Annotated in this window: 16 protein-coding genes; 2 read left to right on the top strand and 14 right to left on the bottom strand. The window is 65.9% G+C overall.

Annotated elements, in window-relative coordinates; all coding sequences use genetic code 11:
- Positions 1-6 precede the first annotated feature (6 nt).
- From phnE to ACEVFP_RS03825, 4 genes are all read right to left on the bottom strand, one after another.
- Complete coding sequence (phnE, locus tag ACEVFP_RS03840; RefSeq protein WP_375002093.1) at positions 7-1,644, bottom strand: phosphonate ABC transporter, permease protein PhnE; 1,638 nt, start codon at positions 1,642-1,644, stop codon at positions 7-9.
- A 68-nt stretch (positions 1,645-1,712) separates the two neighbouring features.
- Positions 1,713-2,561, bottom strand: coding sequence for a phosphonate ABC transporter ATP-binding protein (gene phnC / locus ACEVFP_RS03835; RefSeq protein WP_375002092.1), 849 nt, complete (start codon positions 2,559-2,561; stop codon positions 1,713-1,715).
- Positions 2,562-2,621: 60 nt separating this feature from the next.
- Positions 2,622-3,569: a phosphate/phosphite/phosphonate ABC transporter substrate-binding protein gene (locus ACEVFP_RS03830; RefSeq protein ID WP_375002091.1), complete on the bottom strand. Its 948-nt coding sequence runs from the start codon at positions 3,567-3,569 to the stop codon at positions 2,622-2,624.
- A gap of 112 nt (positions 3,570-3,681) precedes the next feature.
- Positions 3,682-4,479, bottom strand: coding sequence for a GntR family transcriptional regulator (locus tag ACEVFP_RS03825; protein ID WP_375002089.1), 798 nt, complete (start codon positions 4,477-4,479; stop codon positions 3,682-3,684).
- A gap of 147 nt (positions 4,480-4,626) precedes the next feature.
- Between ACEVFP_RS03825 and ACEVFP_RS03820 the strand changes: the two genes are divergently transcribed.
- Positions 4,627-5,118 (top strand): YajQ family cyclic di-GMP-binding protein, encoded by a 492-nt coding sequence (locus ACEVFP_RS03820; RefSeq protein WP_375002087.1) that lies wholly within the window; start codon positions 4,627-4,629, stop codon positions 5,116-5,118.
- Positions 5,119-5,157: 39 nt separating this feature from the next.
- Here ACEVFP_RS03820 and ACEVFP_RS03815 read toward each other — a convergent pair whose 3' ends face one another.
- The 3 genes from ACEVFP_RS03815 to ACEVFP_RS03805 are packed head-to-tail and all read right to left on the bottom strand — an operon-like array spanning position 5,158 to position 7,937.
- Complete coding sequence (locus ACEVFP_RS03815) at positions 5,158-6,231, bottom strand: ABC transporter substrate-binding protein (RefSeq protein WP_375002086.1); 1,074 nt, start codon at positions 6,229-6,231, stop codon at positions 5,158-5,160.
- A 2-nt stretch (positions 6,232-6,233) separates the two neighbouring features.
- Positions 6,234-7,106: an ABC transporter permease gene (locus ACEVFP_RS03810; RefSeq protein WP_375002085.1), complete on the bottom strand. Its 873-nt coding sequence runs from the start codon at positions 7,104-7,106 to the stop codon at positions 6,234-6,236.
- 45 nt (positions 7,107-7,151) lie between these two features.
- The gene (locus ACEVFP_RS03805; protein ID WP_375002083.1) at positions 7,152-7,937 is read right to left on the bottom strand and encodes an ABC transporter ATP-binding protein; all 786 of its coding nucleotides are present in this window, start codon (positions 7,935-7,937) and stop codon (positions 7,152-7,154) included.
- A gap of 436 nt (positions 7,938-8,373) precedes the next feature.
- Between ACEVFP_RS03805 and ACEVFP_RS03800 the strand changes: the two genes are divergently transcribed.
- Complete coding sequence (locus tag ACEVFP_RS03800) at positions 8,374-8,871, top strand: MarR family winged helix-turn-helix transcriptional regulator (RefSeq protein ID WP_375002082.1); 498 nt, start codon at positions 8,374-8,376, stop codon at positions 8,869-8,871.
- Positions 8,872-8,883: 12 nt separating this feature from the next.
- Here the strand turns inward: ACEVFP_RS03800 and ACEVFP_RS03795 are convergent, their stop codons facing one another.
- The 7 genes from ACEVFP_RS03795 to ACEVFP_RS03765 form a co-directional block, all read right to left on the bottom strand.
- Positions 8,884-9,678, bottom strand: coding sequence for an enoyl-CoA hydratase/isomerase family protein (locus ACEVFP_RS03795; RefSeq protein ID WP_375002080.1), 795 nt, complete (start codon positions 9,676-9,678; stop codon positions 8,884-8,886).
- Positions 9,675-10,649 carry an NAD(P)H-dependent flavin oxidoreductase gene (locus tag ACEVFP_RS03790; protein WP_375002079.1) on the bottom strand — a complete coding sequence of 325 codons (975 nt, stop codon included), beginning with the start codon at positions 10,647-10,649 and terminating at the stop codon, positions 9,675-9,677. The genes ACEVFP_RS03795 and ACEVFP_RS03790 overlap by 4 nt, the downstream gene beginning before the upstream one ends.
- A 17-nt stretch (positions 10,650-10,666) precedes the next feature.
- On the bottom strand, positions 10,667-12,307 hold the full coding sequence (locus tag ACEVFP_RS03785) for a class I adenylate-forming enzyme family protein (protein WP_375002077.1): 1,641 nt from the start codon (positions 12,305-12,307) through the stop codon (positions 10,667-10,669).
- The gene (locus ACEVFP_RS03780; RefSeq protein ID WP_375002076.1) at positions 12,304-13,515 is read right to left on the bottom strand and encodes a CaiB/BaiF CoA transferase family protein; all 1,212 of its coding nucleotides are present in this window, start codon (positions 13,513-13,515) and stop codon (positions 12,304-12,306) included. Before ACEVFP_RS03780 ends, ACEVFP_RS03785 begins: the two co-directional genes overlap by 4 nt.
- Positions 13,512-14,243: an enoyl-CoA hydratase/isomerase family protein gene (locus ACEVFP_RS03775; protein WP_375002074.1), complete on the bottom strand. Its 732-nt coding sequence runs from the start codon at positions 14,241-14,243 to the stop codon at positions 13,512-13,514. Before ACEVFP_RS03775 ends, ACEVFP_RS03780 begins: the two co-directional genes overlap by 4 nt.
- A complete protein-coding gene (locus ACEVFP_RS03770) occupies positions 14,236-15,243 on the bottom strand; it encodes a hydroxymethylglutaryl-CoA lyase (RefSeq protein WP_375002072.1) in 1,008 nt (335 codons plus the stop codon). The genes ACEVFP_RS03775 and ACEVFP_RS03770 overlap by 8 nt, the downstream gene beginning before the upstream one ends.
- 220 nt (positions 15,244-15,463) lie before the next feature.
- On the bottom strand, positions 15,464-16,177 hold the full coding sequence (locus ACEVFP_RS03765; protein WP_375002071.1) for a TIGR02206 family membrane protein: 714 nt from the start codon (positions 16,175-16,177) through the stop codon (positions 15,464-15,466).
- Between the last annotated feature and the right edge of the window lie 78 nt (positions 16,178-16,255).

Raw genomic sequence — 16,255 nt, 5'->3', positions numbered from 1 at the left:
GCTCGCTCACCGCACCACCCGACGAGTCCACACGGCGATGACCTCCAGCGCGAGCACCACGGCGAGGATGAGCAGCACCAGGAGCGTGACCGCCTCGAACTGCTGCACGCGGGCGGCATTCATCAGGTAGAAGCCGATGCCGCCGGCACCGACGATGCCCAGCAGGGTGGCGGAGCGGATGTTGACGTCGAGCTGGTACAGCACGTGGGCGACCAGCGCGGGCAGGACCTGGCGCACCGTGGCCGCGACGTACACCTGCACGCGGGAGCCACCGGAGGCACGCACCGCGTCCTGCACGCGAACATCGGTCTCCTCCAGGGAGTCGGCCACCAGCTTGCCCAGCAGCCCGACGGAGCCGATCGCCAGGGCCAGCACGCCCGGCACCGGACCCAGACCCGTGATGACGATGAAGACGATGGCCAGGATCAGCTCGGGGATGCCGCGGACGACGACGATGAGGGTGCGAAAACCGGCCGCCACCGACGCGTTCGGGGCCACGTTGCGTGCCGCCAGCGAACCCATGGGGATCGCCAGGAGCAGACCGAGCAGCGTGGCGGCGAGCCCGATCTGGACCGTGACGAGCAGCGCCTCCAGGAACGTCCCGAGCAGGCCGTCGTCGCTGGGTGGCCAGAACAGGCCGAGCGTCTGGGGCAGGTTCAGCAGGTCCCGCCCGATCCGTGCCGGGTCCACGTCGTTGGCCAGGGTGGCAGCCGCGAGAACCAGCAACGTCGCTGCGATGCCCAGGTAGCGGCGGATGCGTTCGCCGTTCCACGGAGGACTGATCCGGACGGCACCGCGGCGTGTGCGCTGGGCCTCGTGCGTCGCCATGGGCGAGTCGACCCAGCCTCCGGAGAACCGATCGGCGAGCCCTCGCAGTCCACGCCGTTCCCGTGGCCGTCCGAGCAGCCGGGCGCGGACCGCTCCGGACAACATCTCGACGAGGATGCACAGCCCGATGACGATGACGGCCAGCGCCATGCCGCGGGCGTAGTTCATGGTGCTGAGCGCGTCCCGGATCGCCAGTCCGATGCCGCCGACCCCGACGTAGCCCAGCAGCACCGACGTGCGCAGGTTGATGTCGAAGCGATGCAGCGCCGTGGCGATCATCTGCAGCATCACCTGGGGGATCACGGCGCTGACGATCCACTGCCAACGGCTCCCACCGGCCACGGTGACCGCCTCGATCGGTCCGGCGTCGACCTCCTCGATGGCGTCGGCGTACATCTTGGCGATCATGCCGATCGAGTGCAGCCCGAGCGCCAGGATGCCCGGCAGCGCCCCGAGGCTGAAGACCCGGAACAGGATGATCGCGAACACCAGGTCGGGGATCGCCCGCGCCGTCACGATCACCACCCGTGCCGATCCCCGGGCCATTCGTCCGGTGGTGGTCGTGGCAGCTGCGAAGATGGCGATCGGCGTGCTGACGAGCACCGCGAACGCGGTGGCCACGGTGACGATGGCCAAGGTCTCGACGGTGAGGGCCACCACCTCCGAGACCGGCGGAAAGTCGAGCGGGAAGACGCGGGACACGAAGTTCACCGCGTTCTCGACCCCCAGCAGGATGGTCGCCGGACTGACGCCGAGGTCGACGATCGACCACGCGGCGGCGGCGAGCAGCCCCAGCATCACCACCCACACACTCACCACGGCCCCGGCCGGCCGGGGCCTCGGCGGAACGGGAACGCCGTTCCTGGGCCGGTCCGGGACGGGCGTCAACGTGGCGATCGCCAGCTCCGATCGTCGACCGCGACCGGGGCGGCGACAGCGGAGTAGATGCCGTAGGCGTCCTCCCTCGTCATCTCCGCCGCCGTCCGGTCCAGCACCACCTGGCCGGATCGTAGGCCCACGATGCGGTGCGCGAAGTCCAGGGCGATCTCCACCTGGTGCAGGCTGCACACGATGGTGAGGTCGCGTTCCTCGCTGATGCTGGTGAGCAGCTCGATCACTCCGGCCGAGGAGACCGGGTCGAGCGAGGCGACCGGCTCGTCGGCGAGGAGCACTGCCGGGTCCTGGATGAGGGCTCGGGCGATGGCGACCCGCTGCTGCTGGCCGCCGGACAGGGTGTCGGCGCGCTGGAACGCCTTGTCCGCGAGACCCACCCGCACCAGCTGCTCCATGGCGTCCTCACGAACGGCTCGGGGATAGCTGAACAGACCGATGCGCGGGCCCCGCAAGGAGCCGAGGCGTCCGGTGCAGACGTTCTCGAGCACGGACATGGAGCCCACGAGGTGGAAGTGCTGGAAGATCATCCCCACTCGCCCGCGAAGCCGGCGCAGTGTGCGCTCGCTCGCGGAGTGCACCGGCGTCCCGAGGGTCGTGACGGTCCCGTCGGTGGGCCGGTGGAGTCCGTTGACGTGCCGCAGCAAGGTCGACTTGCCGGACCCGGAGAGCCCGAGGAGCACATTGACCTTGCGTGGGACGAAGCTGACCGAGACGTCATCGAGCGCGGTGACCTTGCCGAAACGCTTGGTCACGTGCTGCAGCTCGATGCTCTCGTGCCCCTCCGACGTGATCGGCGGGTCGACTCCCGGGGCGGGGTACAGGGCTGGTGCCTCGGTCATGATGCTCTCCCTCTCGCTGACGTGCCTGGGCCTGTTTCTGTTCTGCGCTCGCTCCTGGACTCACTCGATGCACGACTCGGACCGGGTGACCTCGCACACGTCCCGGATCCCCTGGTACAGGTCGTCGTCGACCGCGACGAACCCGTACCCGGAGTCCTCGGGGAGGGTGCAGTCCTCCTCAGAGTCGCAGTAGCCGTTCTCGACGAGCCACGGGATGTTGAGCTTGTCGGTGAAGACCTCGGTGATCTTGTCGCGCAGGTCCTGCGACAACCGGTCGCTGACGGCGTACGGGCTGCCGGGGATGACGGGGGACTCCCACACGACGCGCAGGTCGCCGTCGGAGAGCTGGCCGGACTCGACCAGCTCGACGTCGACCATCGTGTCGTACGCGAAACCGGCGTCGCAGTCGCCACCGGCGGTCGACAACGCACTGGCATCGTGCCCGCCCGCGAAGACCGGCTCCACGTCCTCCAGCGGGTCGATCCCTGCCTCCAGCAGCCCGGCCGACGGGTACAGGAACCCGGAGGTGGACGTCCGGTCGACGAAGCAGACCTGCTGTCCGGCGAAGTCCTCGATCGACTGTATGTCGCTGTCGTCGGCGACGATGCCGTACGAGACGTAGCCGGGCTCCTCCTGCGGGTCGTCGACGAGCGCGGCCACCGGCTCCGCGCCCGCATCGCCGTCGTGGGCGGTCACGTAGGAGAAGGGCCCGAAGGCGGCGATGTCGACCTGGTCGGCACGCATTCCCTCGATGACGGCGGCGTAGTCGGTCGCCTCCTGGGTCTCGATCGTCACATCCAGCTCGTCCTCGAGCACCGCGATGATGTGCTCGTTGTCGAGGGCGATGTTGCTGGCCTCCTCGCTCGGGATGCTGGCGAACACCAGCGTGTCCGGCTCGTCACCGCCGGCGGTGTCGTTGCTGCCGTCGGCGGAGCAGGCGGCGAGCAGGAGGGCGGCGACCGCAGCGCCCGCGACGGGCGCCAGACGCAGGGAGGAGGTGCGATGCATGAGGGTTCCTTGGTGGGCTGGGCGACGTGGTCCGCGTCGAGCGTCGAAGTCCCAGACGGCGAACGTCGCACCGCGAGACCGAGGTCGGTGAACAACTGGGTGAACAGTCGTCTCACTGGTGCGACAAGTTGCCGTGGTCCCCGTCGAACTCGAACACGACGCGGATGACGTCCTGGCGCATCCAGCCGCGCGAGAACATCAGAGGCAGACCTGTGCTCGCATCCGTGGTGAGCGTCTCGATCTGCCAGGTGGCGGTGACTCCGTCGAGGTCGAGCCGCTCGGCGACCTCCGCAGGCGGCAGCTCGGTCGCCGCACGACATCGGGCGCGTACCGGCGTGTGACCACGCATCCGGAGCACCTCGTAGAGCGACTCCACCGCCGTCACGTCCAAGTCGGCGTGGCCGAGCAGACCGCCGGCGATCCACTCCTCCGTGCAGGTCGCGATCGTGCCGTCGACGTACGCGATGCGTACGAGTCGGGTCGCGGTCTCCCCGGGATCGCGGGCCAGGCGCGCCGAGACCGAGGGCGGCGGGTGCACGTCGTCGACATCGACCAGGAAGGTTCGGGCCGTCCCTCCGCCCGCGGCGACCGTCGCATGCAGCGAGGGTGGGTGGCGGCTGGAGACGACGTAGTCGATCCGGCGGTGGGCGAACATGCCGGCGCCGTGCACGCGACGGACCTGGTGCCGGGCCACCAGCGTGTCCACGGCGGCGCGCACGACCGACCGGGTGACGCCGTAGCGACGCATCAGGGCGTGCTCGCTGGGCAGCCTGGTTCCGCTGGGCAGGTCGGCGACCTCGTCGGTCAGTTCGCGGGCGACGTCGGCTGCCGTGGTAGGGGGACGAGTAGCGTCGGCCGGTCCCGCCTCGGTCGGCCCCATCTCGGTCGGTCCAGCGTCTCCTCTCGGCACGCGACCCCTTTCGTCGAACGGCTGGGCGACAACGTCCCACTGCGACGTGGATGCACCTTGGCCACCGGATGAACGCCGGGTGACCTGGACCAGGGGTGGGAAACTAGTGTGGGACCAGCCCAACCCGCGCAGAGGACAGGATTCGTCGTGGCCGACTCGTCGTTCGACATCGTCAGCAAGCTGGACCGCCAGGAGGCCGACAACGCGCTCAACCAGGCCGCCAAGGAGATCGCCAACCGTTACGACTTCCGTGGCACCGGCGCCACGATCGAGTGGAAGGGCGAGGAGGGAATTGAGATCACCGCCAACGCCGACGAACGCGCACTGGCCGTGCTCGACGTCTTCAAGGAGAAGCTCGTCAAGCGCGGCATCTCGCTCAAGGCGTTGGACACCGGGGACCCCCGCCAGAGCGGCAAGGACGTCAAGATCAACGGCTCCTTCGGTCAGGGCATCAGCACCGAGCACGCCAAGAAGATCTCCAAGCTCATCCGCGACGAGGGGCCCAAGGGCGTCAAGACCCAGATCCAGGGCGACGAGCTGCGCGTCACCAGCAAGAAGCGCGACGACCTGCAGGCCGTCATCGCCCTCGTCAAGGACGCCGACCTGGAGATCCCGGTGCAGTTCGTCAACTACCGCTGAGCAGCGCGAAAGCGACGCGACCGCTACGACGAACGCCCACTACCCCTTGCCTCGAAGCTCCTCCAAGTCGATGTCGTTGTAGTAGTCGACGAACTCGTTCGTATAGAGAGAGTCGATATCAAGTCGCTCCTCGATCAACTCGTTGTCAGTGGCGAACTCGATCCATTCGTCGATCTGGGCCGGATCATATTCCCCCCAGGTACCAGAACCGCTCGGGTCACCGACGTCGACGATCTCCATCCTGGCGTCGAAGACCGCCAATGCGCTCTGCATCTGCTGGTCCTCATCACCAGTACCGGTCCGCGAGTCGGGATACCGCTCCCACATGATCTCCATGGCCTTCTCAGGGTGCGCCAAGGCCCAGACCTGCCCCTGTGTCCACGCACGACCAAAGCCGGCTACGGCATCGGGGTCTTCCTCGAGCCGTTCGTTGGTGGAGACGAAGGTGGTGGAGAACAGGTTGTCAACACCGTCAGGTCGAATCTGACGTAGCGTGGTACCCAGTTGCTCCATCGCCGCGTACTGGGTGTCATAGAGCATGAGAGCGTCGACGCGCTCACGATTCAGTGCGTCCATCGCAGCCGCTCCCGCACTGACCTCGACGTACTCGACATCTGACTCTGGCTCCAGGCCTACTTGGGTGAGTGCCGCGTTGGACAACATCGCGGGTCCAGCCGACCGCGACTGCACTCCTATGCGTGCCCCCTCGAGATCAGCGACCTCGCGGATCTCCGAGTCTTCGGCCACGGCGTATGCCGCGGTCGGCTGCCGCGTCCAGCGGTAGACCATGGTGATTTCCTGCCCCTGTTCAACCGCTGGAAGGATCGTCTCCGGAGTAGGCGCGCCGATATCGACCCTGCCGCCTTCCATCGCCTGCAGGAGATCACCGGAGGTCTCGAGAAACTGAGCATCGACGTCGAGCCCCTCGTCAGCGAAGTAGCCGTTCTCCTCAGCAACTGCGAGAGCGACCCAGTTGGGAGCCATGGCCGGAGTGCTCAACGCCACGGTGATATCGCCACCGGACTGTCCACCTCCCCCGCACGCAGCCAGCGCCAACGCCGCAATGGCTCCAGTCGCGGCTGAAACCTTGGCCGAGGATGCCGAGAAGTTCATGGTTACTTGCCTCCAGTGGATGAGACCGACCAACTCAGGGCTCGTCGGCGGACGAATGAGATCGTTTGGTTCAGGACCACCCCGATCAAGGACAGGATCATGAGCACTGCGAAGACGCCAGCAGTGTCGTAGTTGTTCTGCTGCTGCTTCAGCAGAAGCCCTAGGCCGGCCTCCGCCGACACGAATTCAGCGACGATGGCGCCAAGCAGCGCCATCACACCCGCGACCTCCAGACCCGCCATGATCGCCGGCAGAGCCGAGGGAAACGTCAGCTTGCGCCAGGTCTGTATCCGTGAGGCGCACAGCGATCGGAAGAGGTCGATCTTGGACTGGTCGACTCCCATGACGCCCGACATCGTGTTGACCAGGACGGGGAAGTAGGTGATGAGCACGACGACAAGCACCTTCGGCGTCAGACCGAAGCCGAACCAGATGACGAAGAGCGGCGCCACCGCCACTTTGGGGAGCGACTGAAGAGCGATGATGTAGGGGTAGAACGCTCGTCGGACTCCCAGATACTGACCCAGGACGAACCCACTGACGATGCCGAGGGTCGCACCGATGGCAAGTCCGATCAACGCTTCCTGGAGTGTCACCAGCGCGTTCGAGAGGTAGAGCTGGACCGTGAGCGGGTCCGTGAACTTCGCCAGCACCTCCGTCAATGGGGGGAAGATGAAGCTCTTGACACCCAGGACCCGAGGGGCTGTCTCCCACGCCGTCAGGACGACGAGAAGCAAAGCCAAGGACGGCGCCCAGGCGCGCAGCGCCTGGTTCTCACGCCGAGACCGGATCGGGACGCTCGCACCGTCTCGTTCGCCGCCGACCGCGGGGACTGATCTCGCCTCCTGCGCTGTCCCTCCGCGCACTTCAGACATCTTCGCTCCTCTCTCTCGTGCACGTCGCCGCGAAGTGCGCCGACATCAGTCCAACGCTCCGACAGTGGCGTGGTCGCCCTGGAAATGAGTGCGGATCTTCGCGACCGTGCGCGTGAACTCCGGCGTCCCCATCAGCTCTGCCGACCGCTCATCCGGAAGAGGGACATCGATGACGTCGGTGACCCGACCGGGACGCGGCGACATCACGACGACACGCTTCGCCAGGAAGACCGCCTCAGAGATGCTGTGGGTGATCAGCACCGTCGTCACGCGCTGCCGCCGCCACACGGCGTTCAGGTCGAGATTCATCTGGTCCCTCGTCATAGCGTCGAGAGCGCCGAAGGGTTCGTCCAGCAGGAGAACGTCTGGGGCAGTCATCAGCGCTCGACACAGAGCGGCGCGTTGCTGCATGCCTCCGGACAGCTCGTGCGGGTACCGATCGTGGAAGTCACCGAGACCGACGTTGTCGAGCAACGCCGTGACCTTGTCCTTCTCTGCCGGCCCCGGCGCCGTGCGCAAGTCCAGGGGAAGCATCACGTTGTCGAAGATCCGGCGCCACGGCAGCAGCGTCGGCGCCTGGAACATCATGGAGACGTCCTGGTGGGGAGCGTCGACACGACGATCCCCAATGCGGACCTCACCCTCCGTCGCGACCGTGAGTCCTGCAAGGATCCGAAGCAGCGTGGTCTTCCCGCAGCCACTGACCCCGACGATCGCCACGAACTCCCCGCCGGCGATCGTCAGGTCGATGCCACGGAGGGCGTGAGTCTCCGGACGCCCCTTGGGACGGAAGGTCATACTGAGGTCACGGATGGTAATGGGTGCCGCCATGGAACTCGCCTTCTTCCTCGGGACATTCGAAGCGCCAACAGCGATCTCCGCGCCCGATGCTCTGCCAGCCTTTGTGTTCCAACTCAATTACGGTGACCGTAGACCCATCTGTTGTGACTGTCAACAGTTGGGGACGTTCTGCATGCTCCACCAGGTCGAGGGCCACGGATTCGGATGCGCACGCCTCCTGCGCCACGCGCAGCCCGCGAGGCAAGCACTCTGGCCTGGACGTGAACTGGAGAGGATCGACCGCGCCACAGCGACTGGGGTCGGCACGGCAGCCCGGTCACCCCACCGCTGCGGCCACTGAGAATGGCACGGGCGTAGACTTCTCTGTTGTGAATATCAACGCTCTGTGCGAGGGATCCGCCCGCTCCCAATGCGGCCATCAGTTCTGGGCACTGGCCGACCTCGATGCGTGGTCCGGAGAGGCGTCATGAACAGGAGCACCGACGGTCATCTCGAGAACGCGCGGACGCCTACGGCGGCTCCCATCACAGAGCTCCTGTCGTTCAACGTGCGCCGGTTGGCGAACCTATTGTCCTCGAGCGCCGAACTACGCTATCGCCGAGAGTTCGACGTCAGTCTGCCGGAGTGGCGAACGCTGGCACTGCTCGGCCAGTTCCAACCAATGACCGTCAACCGGTTGGCGCGGCTGGCAGCGTTGGACAAGGCCCAGATGAGTCGGGTCGTCGCGGGTCTCATCGAGCGCGGGTTCATCGACAAGAAGCCCGGGCCCCGCCGCTCCAGCCAGCTCACCCTTACGACGCCGGGATTTGACCTCTACTCCGCCCTCATCGAGGCCGCCAACGAACGGGATCGAGCCCTCTTGAGTGCACTCGATCCCGAGGAACGCGAGGTGTTCGACCGTGCCATCGACAAGATCAGCGATGCGGCCATCCTCATGGACCACAAGGAACGAGAACTACCGTGACGGGGTGCATCCTCAGCGTCCGGTGAATTGCGGTCTGCGTCCCTCCCTCGCCGCGGCGACGGCTTCTAGGCGGTCCTCGGAGGTCAGGACCCTCTCATAGTGCTCGGCCTCGATCCGCAACGCGTCGTCATACGAGCCGGACTCCACCAGCAACAGCGCCTTCTTCGCCTGCGTGACCGCAACGGGCGAATTGGCCAGGACCCGCTGAGTCAGGTCTTCCACGTGCGCGTCCAGATCATCGGCGGGAACCGCAGCGACCGCCAAACCCATGGACTCTGCCTCCCTGCCGGACAAGCGCCGCGACGTGAAAATCAGTTCGCGGGCACGCGCAGGGCCGATCAAGGTGACAAGCGCTCGTGTACCTCCTCCCCCCGGAATGGCGCCCAGAGAGGTCTCGATGAGTCCCACAGAGGCGTCGTGGGTCAACAACGCAAGATCACACCCGAGCATCAGCTCAAAGCCCCCACCCAGGGCGTGGCCATGGACCTTGGCGATGACGGGGTGCGGGAACCGCCGCATTGCCGTGAACGCTCGCGGGGCCAGGCGCCGGCGTCGGCGGACATCCTCCTCGCTCATCCCGCGACGTTCCTTCTGATCAGCCCCCACACAGAATGCGTCACCGGCGCCTGACAAGGTGGCGCACCAGATTCCACTGCGGTCGGCCAGCAGGTCGAACACTTCGGCGATGTCGCTCATCATCGCGTTATTCATCGCGTTGAGCGCCTCAGGTCGGTTCAACACGACATCAGCGCGGGCCCCCTGGACGCGGGCTAGCACCGTGCCCTGGGTGGCAACGATCTCGATCATGGGAGCAATGCCTCCGGAGGTTTGGATTCGAGTGAGCGAGGAGCTAGCCCGAGCCGCCACACAGCGTCTTCATATTCCGCGACCAGACGCTCGACGATGACTCCCGCGGGAAGCACGGCATCCACCAGACCGACAGTCTGACCTGCCTCGACTTTGCCGTTGCCAACATCACCCAGGATCGCCGCTTGGCGCAACGTCGCCTCCGCAAAGACCTCCTGCGCGGACGAGACCTTGCCCGACGCCATCGCAGACTCGTAGGCCGTCGTAAAGGCGTTGGGCAGGACTCGGATGGCCTGGCCACTCCCCCCGAGCACGACGGGATCCTCAGCATGACCTGCGGTCAACAGAGTCTTGTAGTCCTCGTGCAGGTTGGCCTCGACGCTGGCAGCGAAGCGCGTGCCCAGCTGGACCGCATCGGCGCCCAACGCGAGCATGGCGGCAACGCCGTACCCGTCAGCCACCCCACCGGACGTCGCCACGGGGACGTCGAGTCGATCACGTAGCACCTCGCGGACGAGGATCGCGACCGGTACCCCGTGTCCTGGTGGATGCCCGCCAGCCTCTGCGCCCACCACGATGAGCCCGTTCACGCCCGCCCTCACCGCCTTTCGAGCGTGCTCGATGCCAGAGACGACGTGCAGGAGGGTCGTGCTGGTCCCACGAAACCGATCCGCGTAGCGTGAGGCGCCACCCTGAGCGGCAACGAGCACCGGAACCGACTCCTCTGCGACGATGTCAAGGTGCTCCTCGCTGTACCTGCCGTACAGCGGCACGTTCACAGCGAAGACATTGGAAGTCCTTGCGCGAACGCCAGAGATGACCTCTCGAAGGTCATCAGGTCGAAGAGGCCCAGCCGCGACAACACCCAGGCCGCCCGCGGCAGAAACAGCAGCCGGAAGCGCGACACAGGAGGACGCCCACGACATCCCGGCCTGGATGATAGGCGCCTCAATGCCGAGCAACTCGGTCATGGCAGTGCAAGGAAGGGTCATGAGAGCACCAACCCGAGCTGACGCATGGCCACCTCGCGCGCGTCTTGGCGACGCACCTTGGCACTCTCAGTCACACCAAGAGACTGGATCGAGTCCACGACGATGACGTGACGCGGCACCTTGAAACCAGCGACACGCTCACGGCACCAGGCGATGACCTCGTCCGAAAGCGTGGACTCATCGACGCCATGCGCCGGTTCGACGAACGCACACACCACCTCGACCAGGCGGGAGTCGGGGATCGACACGACACAAGCCTGGCGGACCCTCGGATGCGACTTGATCACATCCTCCACCTCCGAAGGCGAGACGTTCTCGCCGCCCACTCGGATGATGTCCTTCAGTCGGCCGTGGAAGGTGAGCCGGCCCCGCACGAGACTGCCCAGGTCCCCCGTAGCCAGCCAGCGATCATCATCTATGGCGGCTGCCGATGCCTCGTGGTCCCTCCAGTAGCCCAGCATGACGTTCCAGCCCCGGACGTAGATCTCCCCGACTTGCCCGTCAGGCACGACTGCGCCATCAGGCCCCCGAACCTGCACTTCCACACCAGGCTGTGGCGGAGCTGAGGTCGTTCGACGCACCTCCTCCGGTTCCCACCATGCCGACAGCGTGACATTCGGCGCTGCCTCCGAGAGCCCGTAGGCCACCACCGACTCACGTGCTCCCAGCTCGTCAATCACAGCACCCAGGGTCGATTTCGAGACCGGCAGCCAGCCTCCGCGCAATTGAAGATTCCGCGGCTGTCGCTGCTGCTCGGCCAGGAGCATCTGAACCATGGTGTCGTTTCCGGAGATGTGGGTGCAGCGTTCCTTTTCGATGAGTCGCAGCGCTGCCGGACCTTCGAAGCGAGTCATGGTGACCAACGTCGTGCCGTGCTGTAGGCAAGCCAAGACCGACTGCGTGCTGCCCGCGACGTGGAAGAACGGTCGAGCGCTGTGCAGCCGGTCTCCCGGTCGTAGTCCAAGCCGCACCCCAGAAACGAATGCGTTGCCGCAGATTGATCGATGACTCAGCAGCACGCCCTTGGGACGACTGGTGGTGCCAGAGGTGTACTGGATGAGCGCCGGATCGTCAGGCGAGCACCCGGGGGTGACCGGCGGAGCGACCTCCCCCAGGAACCGTGCCCATGTCACAGCTCCGTCCGGGACGTCGTCCGTTCCGAGCACCACGACCGTCCGCAGGTCCGGCGCAGCCGGACCTGGCAGCGCCCCGTCGATCTCCGGAACGATCGCGCGCACGGTTGCCAAGAGATCGTTGGTGAGCACATGGGTCTCGAGGAACAGCAGAGCGACGCCAGAATGTCGCAGGCAGTACGCGAGGTCCTCGACACGGTACCGGGTGTTCATGGGCACGGCGATCGCACCAAGAGTGGTGACCGCCAGGAACTGAACGACCCACTCGTAGCGATTGGACACGCAGATACCCACGCGGTCGCCGTGGCGGACACCATGCGCGGCGAGCGCGGCCCGCAGGCGATCCACGTCACGTTGCGTCTCAGCGAACGAGTGTCGCTTCCCGTCGTGGACGACGTACTCGTTGTCAGGGACGAGAGTCGCGGGTGCGCGGAGAGCGGCCGATGTCGTCGTCGGGCAGACGTCATCGATGGAGAACCCGACGTCCTGTCTTGTGGTGGTCATCGTGTTCTCCCGTTCGTTTGGACCACGCCTCGACGACTCAGGTCACCGATCTGATCCGCGCTCAGGCCGAGCAGCGAGGACAAAACCGCCTCGGTGTCACCCCCCAGTAGTGGTGGAGGCGCGACGTCGGGAGCCTGGTCGCCCACGCGACGCAGCGGTGTCGAGATCCCGCAGAACTCACCTTCCGTGGCGTGCACGAACGACTGAACGGAACCTCGATGTCGCGCCTGGTCGGAGGTAAGCGCCTCGCGCGGCGATTGCACCAGGCCAGCGGGCACTCCGACCCGATGCAGCGCGTCAACGAACTCGTTGTGCTTCCATGTCCCCGCGATCTCCTGCAGCCGTTCCATTACCGCCCCTCTTTCCGCCACACGCTGAGCGTTGGTGCTCCATCGGTCGACTTCGCTCGGCCGTAGGTTCAAGACCTGGCACAAGCTGCTCCAGTGCTGGTCGCTGGCGCTGATATGCACCCAGCGGCCGTCCGCGCAGCGAAGCGCCGCTGACGGAACACGCCCGGGATGCTCCGTTCCCGTCCGCTGCGGGTCTTCGTCGTGCGCGAACAACCTCGCTGCGCCGATCGACAGCAGACTGGCCTGAACGTCCATCATCGCCACGTCCCAGTGACCACCGTGTCCCGTACGGTGACGATCCAGCAGACCGACCAGCGCAGCGATCATCACCCACAACGACGAGGTCATATCCGCGATCGGTACGCCCACCTTGGCCGGCCCGGCGTCTGGGTGCCCGGTCACGTGCATGACACCGGACAGCGCCTGGAAGACGGTGTCGTAGCCTTTACGCCCGGCCTCAGGTCCGGTCTGACCGAACCCGGTGTTGGAGATGAGGACAAGCCGCGGGTTGGCTTCAGTCAGCTCGCTGAAGCCTAGTCCCATGCGAGATAGAGTGCCGGGCAGGAAGTTCTCCACGACGATGTCGACGTGCGGGATGAGGTCGAGCACGAGCATACGACCCGACTCGGACTTCAAGTCGATCGCGATCGACTGCTTGGTTCGGTTGACCGCAAAAAAGTAGGCGCTCTCTCCGCCGGGCAGTCGTGGCTCCATGGATCGAGACTCATCACCGGTTCCTGTTCGCTCGACCTTGATCACATCCGCTCCCAGCTCAGCCAGGGACTGCGTCGCCAAGGGGCCAGCGAGGACCCGAGACAGGTCGAGAACCCGCACTCCGGAGAGTGGCTTTCCACTCATGAGGCGTCCCTGAACCCGCGCATCTGCTCGTTGACGCGGCGGCCGGCATGCAATGCCTGTTCGAACGGCAGGTCACGCACCTCGTAGAACAGCTTCTTCGCCGCGCCAACTGCGGCGCGCGACGCCTGCGCCAGCTGTTCTGCGTGTTCCCGCGCGACCTTGCCCACATCGGACGCCGACACGACTGCGTTGGCGACCCCTCTGTCACGGAGCTCCTCGGCACCGACAAAACGACCAGAAGCAACGAGCTCGAATGCCACCTTGGTACCGAAGTGTTCCCGCAGTCCCGCCATGACGATAGCGGGGACGATCGAGTGCCTGAGCTCTGGGAACCCGAGTTGTGCGTCCTCGGCCACGATCAGCAGGTCGCCTCCCAGGGCGAGCCCGGCTCCACCGCCGACGGCGGAGCCCTGCACGGCGACGATGACTGGGATGCTCAGCGTGCGGGCTACCATCTGTGTCCGAGCGGTCAACTCAGCCCTTGCCGTCACCGCCTCCTCATTGTCAGGAGTGAGATCGCCGAACTCAGACAGGTCGGCGCCAGCGCAGAAGCTGCGTCCGCCCCCTGCCAAGACGACCGCTCGCACAGACGTCGCCTCAGCCTCCTGGAAGGCATCCAGCAGTGCCTGCGTAAGCGACGTGTTGAGCGCGTTGAGCTTGTCGGGACGGTTGAGCGTCAAAGTGCGGACCGCGCCTTCATCCTCAACCAGGATCAGTTCTTCAGACACCTGCTGCCTCCTTTGAAGAGCTTCCGTAGTCATTGCGCGCGACCTTGCTTTCCAACGGACGACCCAGTATCCGCTCGCACAGTCCGGATGCGGCCTTCAGCCGACTGCTGTCGATGCCCGTGCGGACCCCCATGCGCTCCAGCATGGCGACGAGATCCTCGGTAGCGGTGTTGCCGGTGACCCCGCCGCCATATGCGATGCGAGTTGGATGACCTCCGACCCCACCCATGGCCGAATCGAAGTACCGACACCCGGCGTCGAGAGCGGCCACGGCGTTGGCCAGAGCGGTGCCGCGGCTGTCATGTAGATGTGCGATCGGAGTCACCTCGGGGACCTCCGCCAATACATCCGCGAACAGGGAGCCCACCGATCGCGGATTGCCGGCACCGATGGTGTCGCCGATCGTGACCATCGTGACGCCCAGCTCGGCGAAGCGCCGGACATCGTCCACGACCTGCGACGGTGCGACCTCTCCCTCAAACGGGCAACCCAGGGCCATCGAGATCACGCCTACCAACACGAAGCGACCCTCGGCCAGAGCAACCATCTCCGCCACTCGATCCCACTGCTCGGCTCGGGACGCACGCAAGTTGCGCTGCGAGTGCTCCTCCGTGGTCGAGACCAGGAACGAGAGCTCCTCCGCGGCACAGCCCGCATCCCAATCGACGAGCGCGCGCTGGACAGCACGCTGGTTGGGGCACGTCGCCTTGTAAGCCAAGCTCGGGCGACGCGGAATGTCCGCGAGCAGGGATGAAGCGTCCGCGAACCCCGGAACGCGCTCGGGGTGGCTGTAGCTGGTGGCTTCTACGCGCGAGAACCCCGCATCCGCGAATGCCGTGAGCGCGTGCACCTTGCTCTCGGTGGAGATAGGAGCGGGCTCATTCTGCAGCCCATCGCGTGCGAAGCACTCGCAAACAACGACGTCCCGATCAGCTGGAATACGCGTGACAGTCACACTGGCATTCAAGCATCTACTGTTGTAATAGTCAACAGTCAGCACAACTGCAGATGTGCTGAGGAACCTGATCCGGCAGCTGCGGACCAGGGATGCATCGCGTTCATCGACACTCAACGACGACGAGCCACCAACCTGGTCCATACGGGGCCAAGCAGGTCAGCGAGTTGGACCGCCGACTCCGAGATCCCGGCCACAGCGCGCCGTCACAGTCACCAGCACTGTCGGGCAGAACGCCGTCGATTACCTCTGACTGGCGTCCCGATCAAGCAACGATTCCCCGACGGCCTGACCGATGCTTCTCCTCACGAGTCCACGGCCAGACCATCAGCGCCCACACGGCCGAGATGAGCACCACCTGGACAGCGATGTACCACGGCCACGGCGGCAGCAGGTCCAGCGCGGACGCCTGGGCCGGCTTGCCGTTGAGGTAGCCGTAGTTGGTGTCGGCGAAGAGGTTGAACACGAAGACCGAGGCCGCCCACACGAGCGTCGCCGCGATCGTCTGGGCGTACGCGCGCCACGTCGGCAGGATGCGCACGCCGAGCACCAGGTAGAACGACGCCCAGACGACGAGCATGTGCGTGGCCCAGAACATGAGGAACCGAGGCTCGGGGAAGGGCGTGACGAGGTCGGGGGTGATGATCGCCTGGGTCGTCAGCGTGATGCCCCACAGGTAGGTGATCGTGGACGTCAGGACCGACCGGGTCCACAGCGCGTGCACCGCCGTGACCCACGCGAGGTCGCACAGCTGGAACGGCAACGACGTCCGCAGGCTCCACTCATCCGGCGTGAACTGCAGGATCTGCAGCGGGACCGTGACGGCGACGATACCGAGGGCCAGGGCACGGTTGGCCCAGGGTTCGACGTGACTGCCGCGAACCTGACGGCCGAGGGCGACCACCGCCACGACTCCGAGCGCGAAGAGCACCAGCACGGCGAGGTGCTGGTTCCCAAAAATCTCGAAGCGATCATCCACGGGGGCAATGTAACGTCGTTCGCCTCACTCCTCGACTCCGAGGATCTTCGTGGACTCATCACAGCCAACCGTCGCGTG

It is taken from the genome of Aeromicrobium sp. CTD01-1L150, assembly GCF_041951745.1.
GTDB lineage: Bacteria > Actinomycetota > Actinomycetes > Propionibacteriales > Nocardioidaceae > Aeromicrobium.
This window is presented reverse-complemented; position numbering and strand designations above follow the sequence as displayed.